Origin of the sequence: Muribaculum sp. (genome assembly GCF_029051885.1) — a bacterium.
GTDB lineage: Bacteria > Bacteroidota > Bacteroidia > Bacteroidales > Muribaculaceae > Muribaculum.
On sequence record NZ_JAIDKI010000138.1, the window covers coordinates 1 to 6,899 of the forward strand.

The 6,899-nt window shown below is 49.5% G+C and carries 7 protein-coding genes; all 7 read left to right on the forward strand.

Annotation, left to right across the window (positions count from 1 at the left end; all coding sequences use genetic code 11):
* A partial coding sequence (locus K2I50_RS05990; RefSeq protein ID WP_301025299.1) for a methylmalonyl-CoA mutase family protein occupies positions 1 to 1,355 on the forward strand: 1,355 nt, incomplete at its 5' end.
* 101 nt (positions 1,356 to 1,456) lie between these two features.
* Positions 1,457 to 2,194, forward strand: coding sequence for a DUF5131 family protein (locus K2I50_RS05995; RefSeq protein WP_301025300.1), 738 nt, complete (start codon positions 1,457 to 1,459; stop codon positions 2,192 to 2,194).
* 111 nt (positions 2,195 to 2,305) lie between these two features.
* Positions 2,306 to 3,628 (forward strand): tRNA (N(6)-L-threonylcarbamoyladenosine(37)-C(2))-methylthiotransferase MtaB, encoded by a 1,323-nt coding sequence (gene mtaB / locus K2I50_RS06000; protein ID WP_301025301.1) that lies wholly within the window; start codon positions 2,306 to 2,308, stop codon positions 3,626 to 3,628.
* A 2-nt stretch (positions 3,629 to 3,630) separates the two neighbouring features.
* Positions 3,631 to 4,572, forward strand: a complete 942-nt coding sequence (locus tag K2I50_RS06005; RefSeq protein ID WP_301025302.1) for a lysophospholipid acyltransferase family protein — start codon at positions 3,631 to 3,633, stop codon at positions 4,570 to 4,572.
* A complete protein-coding gene (locus K2I50_RS06010) occupies positions 4,569 to 5,570 on the forward strand; it encodes a glycosyltransferase family 2 protein (RefSeq protein WP_301025303.1) in 1,002 nt (333 codons plus the stop codon). The genes K2I50_RS06005 and K2I50_RS06010 overlap by 4 nt, the downstream gene beginning before the upstream one ends.
* On the forward strand, positions 5,567 to 6,652 hold the full coding sequence (locus tag K2I50_RS06015; protein ID WP_301025304.1) for an endonuclease: 1,086 nt from the start codon (positions 5,567 to 5,569) through the stop codon (positions 6,650 to 6,652). The genes K2I50_RS06010 and K2I50_RS06015 overlap by 4 nt, the downstream gene beginning before the upstream one ends.
* The coding region (locus K2I50_RS06020; protein WP_301025305.1) for a hypothetical protein at positions 6,649 to 6,899 on the forward strand (251 nt) is incomplete at its 3' end. The genes K2I50_RS06015 and K2I50_RS06020, both read left to right, overlap by 4 nt.

Consider the following 6,899-nt stretch of genomic DNA (forward strand, 5'->3'; position numbering starts at 1 on the left):
TGAATGCCGGCATGGATATCGACTCGTTTGCTCCGCGTCTGTCGTTCTTCTGGGCTATCGGCATGAATTTCTTTATGGAGATTGCCAAGATGCGTGCCGCACGTATGCTCTGGGCCAAGATTGTAAGCCAGTTCAATCCCAAGAATCCGAAATCGCTCGCTCTGCGCACCCACTCGCAGACATCCGGCTGGTCACTTACCGAGCAGGATCCTTTCAACAATGTAGGCCGTACATGTATCGAGGCCATGGGTGCCGCTCTTGGTCATACACAGTCGCTGCATACCAATGCGCTTGACGAGGCTATCGCTCTGCCCACCGACTTCTCGGCACGTATCGCACGTAATACACAGATATACATCCAGGAGGAGACTCTCGTTACCAAGCAGGTGGATCCATGGGGCGGCAGCTACTATGTAGAGGCCCTTACCAACGAGATAGCCCATCGTGCATGGGAACACATCCAGGAAATCGAGAAACTTGGCGGCATGGCCAAGGCCATCGAGACCGGTCTGCCCAAACTTCGTATCGAGGAGGCAGCCGCCCGCACACAGGCTCGTATCGACTCCGGCCGTCAGACAATCGTAGGTATCAACAAGTATCGCCTCGACCACGAGGATCCCATCGATATTCTCGAAATCGATAACACTCAGGTACGCAACGAGCAGATTGAGCGTCTCAATGAGGTGAAAGCCCACCGTGATGAAGAAGCTGTCAAGAAAGCTCTTGCCGATATTACAGAGTGTGTGCGTACGAAGGAAGGCAATCTTCTCGACCTCGCGGTAAAAGCAGCAGGACTCCGCGCCACACTTGGCGAGATTTCCGATGCGTGTGAGGAGGTTGTAGGTCGTTATAAAGCAGTAATCAGAACTATTTCAGGCGTGTATAGCAGCGAAACAAAGAAGGACCCCGACTTTATCCGCGCTCAGCAGATGGCCGAGGACTTCGCCAAGAGAGAGGGACGTCAGCCCCGTATTATGATTGCCAAGATGGGCCAGGACGGTCACGACCGTGGCGCAAAGGTTGTAGCTACCGGCTATGCCGACTGCGGATTCGACGTAGATATGGGACCGCTGTTCCAGACTCCGGAAGAAGCTGCCCGTCAGGCTGTAGAGAATGACGTGCATATCCTTGGCGTGTCATCACTTGCCGCAGGCCACAAGACTCTTATTCCTCAGGTAATCGAGGAGCTGAAGAAACTCGGACGTGATGATATTATGGTGACTGCCGGAGGTGTAATCCCTGCGCAGGATTATGATTTCCTCTACAAGGCAGGCGTGGCCGCTATCTTTGGCCCCGGTACCCGCATTCCCGATTCGGCTATCAAGATGCTTGAAATCCTTAATGGTGCCGAATAACGAGTAGAGAATATACTATTCAACCATAGATTTGAAGAAGCCGGGAGCAGATTGTTCCCGGCTTCATTGATTTGAATTATAATTTTATCGCAAATTTAGGTATGCCGATGTGGAATCCATGGCATGGTTGCCATAAGATAAGTGCCGGATGCCGTCACTGTTACGTATTCCGCGAGGATGCGGCATTCGGAACACCGATACCGTCTACTGAAGTACGGCGTACGTTATCATTCAGTCTGCCTCTTAGAAAAGATCGGAGCGGGAATTGGAAATATCCTTCAGGTACGGAATTTGCGCTCTGTCTGACATCCGATTTTCTTATAGAGGAAGCGGATGACTGGAGACAGGAAATATGGGAAATCATACGCCGGCGAAGCGACTGCGTGTTCTTTTTCTTTACGAAACGTATTGAAAGGCTTGGTGGTCTTCTTCCGGATGACTGGGGCGATGGTTACGATAATGTAGCTATCGGGTGCACTGTTGAAAATCAGGAACGTGCCGATTACCGCATGCCGATATTCCTTTCATTGCCGATACGGCATAGACTTGTCATAGTCGCGCCTATGCTTGAGCGGATTGACCTTCGTCCGTATCTTGATTGTGAGGCTATCGAGGAAGTCTCGGTAGGCGGAGAGTCGGGGAAATATGCGCGCGAGCTTGATTACAGATGGGTGACTGATATGCATGTGCAATGTCGTGACTCCGGTGTGGCGTTCTGTTTTCACCAGACAGGATCATATCTTTTGAAAGATGGGCGTCGATACCATATTCCGCGTAAATATCAGCATTCCCAGGCTAAGAAAGCTGGTATAAATATACCGATGGCCCAACGTAAATAGATGAAATATTCACTATGAAGGCATGGCAAAGCATGCCAAAATCCGGTGTGAGGATAAAAAAGGTATTCATGCGGAGGTGTGGAGTGAGGTAAAAAATGTATATTTGCAGTTATGATTGATCAAGCGGTATTTACTGGCCGAAAGGCTTTGTTTCATACATTTGGCTGCAAACTTAATTTTGCAGAGACTTCGACTGTTGCCCGACTGTTTGCCGAGAAGGGGATACGTCGTATACAGTCCGGTGAAACGCCTGATATAGTGGTTATAAACACGTGTAGTGTCACAGAGGTTGCAGATAAGAAGTGCCGACAGGCTATACGTGGATTTGCCCGACGTTATCCCGATGCGGCAATTGTAGTGACCGGATGCTATGCCCAGCTTAAAAGTGAGGAAATCGCTGCGCTTCCCGGTGTGGCTGTTGTGGCCGGAAGTGACCGGAAGCTGCTGTTGTCAGAATATATTGACCGATGGATGTCCGACCATGCTATCGTACATGAGGTGACTCCGACCAAAGACATACGTACTTTTTCTCCTTCATGTTCAGCCGAGGACCGTACCCGCCATTTCCTGAAAGTGCAGGATGGGTGTGATTACTGGTGTACCTACTGTACCATACCTATGGCGCGTGGACGCAGTCGTTCCGGGACTATTGATGAACTGGTGGCACAAGCTGAAAAGGTTGCTGAAGATGGCGGACGTGAGATTGTGCTTACCGGAGTCAATATCGGAGATTTCGGGAAAGGGCGTGACGACAATTTCTTTGACCTTATAAGGGCTCTTGACCGTGTTGACGGTATAGAGCGGTATCGCATATCTTCGATAGAACCCAATCTGCTTACCGATGAAATTATCGACTGGGTAGCCGGGTCGCGTGCTTTTATGCCTCATTTTCATGTGCCGCTCCAGGCCGGTAGTGATGAGGTGTTGCGGCTCATGCGCCGACATTACGATACCTCGTTGTTCCGTCACCGTATGGAGCGTATCCGCAGTGTGATGCCCCATGCGTTTATCGGGGTTGATTTGATTGTCGGAGCCAGAGGCGAGACTGACGAACTGTTTGCAAAAAGCCGCGATTTTGTGGAGAGCCTTGATATAAGCCGTCTCCATGTATTCCCTTACTCTGAACGTCCGGGCACAAGAGCGCTTGAACTTGAGGGTATCGTGCCTCAGCAGGAGAAGCATCGCCGTACCAACGAGATGCTTGCGATATCCGAGCGTAAACTTGCGGAATTTTCATCGCGTTTTGCCGGAACGGTAAGGCCGGTGCTTGCAGAGCATCCCCGCAAAGGAAAACCTATGATGGGATTTACCGACAATTATCTGCGTGTCAGAATGCAGCCTGTGCCTGAGCTTGCCGGGCAGGTTGTAAATGTGCTCCTTGGTTCCCCGGATAATAGCGGGGAGGAGATTGACGGTGAAATTATAAAGCCATGATTATGAAAGGTAAATGGTATTATGGTTTACTTGGAATGATTCTTGCTGGCATTGCCAGGATGCCATTCTGTGTGCTTTATGCCATAAGCGATTTGATATTCATTGTACTTTATTATATAGTACACTATCGACGGCGCGTAGCCTATGACAATATCCGTGCGTCATTTCCTGATAAGTCTGATAAGGAATGCCATGATATATGCCGTCGGTTTTTCCGTAATTTCTCAGACTATTTTGTTGAGACCATCAAACTTGCGCATGTCAGCGACGAGCAGATTAAATCGAGGTTTGAAATCGTAGGTATCGAACATGTCGACCGGCTTTTTGCCGAGGGCCGCAGCATTGCCATGTATTTCGGACATTGTGGAAACTGGGAGTGGGGTACATCAATAACCTTGTGGTCCCGATTCAAGCCGTCCGATAAAATTGTCTACGCACAGGTGTACCGGCCACTGACCAACGAATGGTTCAACCAGTATTTTCTGATGTTGCGCAGTCGTTTCGGCTCAGTAAGCTATGAGAAGAAACTCGTTTTCCGCGACCTTCTGATGTTGCGTCGCGCAGGGAAGCAGGCGATAGTCGGATTTATGAGCGACCAGAAACCGAGTGCCGGCGACATCACCCATGTGGTGAAGTTCCTGAATCATCCTACCGCTATGATTACCGGCACGGAGACAATCGTCCGTCGTCTTGATATGGCTGCACTGTACTGGGATGTCGAGAAGCCTTCGCGCGGACATTATCGTATGACTGTGCGCCCTCTTACAGAGAATGTATCAGAGTTGCCGGAGTTTGCTTTGACAGATATGTATGCACGTATGCTCGAGCAGACCATACTTCGCTCTCCCGATATATGGCTATGGACGCATAAACGTTGGAAGTATGCAGTAGATTATCCGGAAGGATTTGTCGATACTCTTCATTCTCAAGCATTGGAATCATGAATGAAAAGCCATCTACCTCTGTAATAATTTTAAACTGGAACGGAGTGGAGATGCTCCGTCGTTATCTTCCTGCCGTCTTGTCGACTACCGACTCGTCGTTAGGAGAAGTTATTGTGGCTGACAATGGCTCTACCGATGGTTCGGTAGATTTCCTTGCCGCAGAGTTTCCGCAGGTACGTGTGCTTCGTCTTGACAGGAACTACGGATTTGCCGAGGGATACAATCGGGCCATTTCGATGGTTGACACCGAGTTTGTAGTATTGCTGAACAGCGATGTGCGTCCTTCTCCGGGATGGCTTGGTCCGCTTGTCGACTATATGAAGTCTAATCCATTGGCCGGAGCGTGTCAGCCTAAGATTCTAAGTGACGTTGAGCCGGGCAAGTTTGAGTATGCAGGTGCATGCGGAGGTTTCCTGGACTGCAACGGTTATCCATATTGCCGTGGCCGTATTTTCAATACGATTGAATCGGACGAAGGGCAGTATGACAGCCATATGCATGTCGACTGGGCATCGGGAGCGGCGCTTATGGTACGTCGCGACTTATATATGAAATCGGGCGGTCTTGATGCTGATTTCTTTGCCCACATGGAGGAGATTGATTTATGTTGTCGTATAAGGCTGGCAGGCAGAACTATCGGTGTAGTTCCGGAGAGTACGGTATTTCATCTTGGCGGGGGGACTCTTCCGCAGGGCAATCCGCGCAAAGTCTACCTTAACTTCCGCAACAATCTGTTGCTCCTGCATAAGAATCTTCCGGATGGAGTGAGGAGCAGGCGTCTGTTTGTCCGACGTCTGTATGACACGCTCGCCTTTGCTATGTTTGTCGTCAAGATGGACTGGAAGAGTGCCGGAGCAATCTTGCGTGCTCATCGGGATTTCCGAAAAATGCGCGGCAGATATGACATTGTTAATCTGCGTGATAATCTTTTGTCGGGGCGAAACAATATAATCGCTGACTATTATTTGCGCGGTAAAAAGAAATATAGTGACTTATGAAACATGTATCTCTCCTCCGTCCTTTCGCAATAATGATGGCATGTGTGACACATAGTGCCACACTCTATTCCGATGTTGTCGGAGATTATGCTGTAGGCCGAAAGGACGATGCTCTAAAGCATACACTGCATCAGCATTGTGGCCCGGTTAATATGGTTGACCCTAATACCCAATGGTCTGAATATCTGGAAATCATAGCCGAGCAACAAGGTGTGTCAAATGGCTCGGGAATTGTCATAGACGCTGTCGCGGGACATAGTTATACTTTGTCTGACGCACGCATGTCGCTTACGCTTGCCCATCCGGTCGATAAGAGTTGGTTGGGACTTCCTGCGGCTTACCGCTCGCAGTCGTCGGCCGATTTATACAATTGTATGCTTACCTGTCCGGAGGTGATGAAAGCATGTGGGGCAGGAAATGGGTTTGCATCGGTGGGCTCGGCGTCTGATATTGTACACGGTGACGGATGGAGCAGGGGGGTGATTCTGCTTGATGGATGGAATATTCCGGTAATTGAGCCGGCCGACGCCATGAAGGGTTCCGTTGCACGTCGTATTATGTATATTGCTACGATATATCCATGTTCGATATGGAGTGGTGATGGCGTGAAATTCTTCACCTCTGATGAATATCCCGGGCTGACCGACTTTTCTATCGGCACATATATGGACTGGCACAGACAGTATCCTGTGACAGATATCGAGCGCTCCGCCAATGATGCTGTCGAGGCCCGGCAGGGCAATCGCAATCCTTTTGTCGATTATCCTGAGCTTGCCGAATATCTATGGGGCGATAAGAGAGGAGAGGTATATAATGGCTCGGCCGGAAAGGAAGAGCCGCCGTCAGGTACAGGTGAGCCTCCTGTTGTCCGAATCCCTCTTCGAGGCAGTTATTCTGTGGCCGGAGACGTGTATCTTGATTTATATTCGCCATATGTTCCAGATGGTGTGGTGTGGAGTGTGGATGGAATTGATAGGGATGATACGCATATATCGTTGTCTGCTATCGGTATCGGGACACATGAAATAAGGTATCGCAATGCAATCGCTTCGGGAAAACTTCTTATTGAAATCAGACCATGAAAGCCTACGGTATATTTTCTTTGATGCTGTGTGTGTCGTTTGTTTCGTGTCATAAAAACGACACAGTGCCCCACGAATCTATTTTTGAGAATAAGGTCAATCCTCCGGCCGACCCTGATTATTTTGCTCAGGAACTTGCCGACGGGTCAACCCGATATGTGTCGCCGGAGTTGGAGATGTACTATGATGATGGCGGGGTGCTGGTAAAGTACAACCGCACGGACGCCGGATATGATGTCTACAGCAT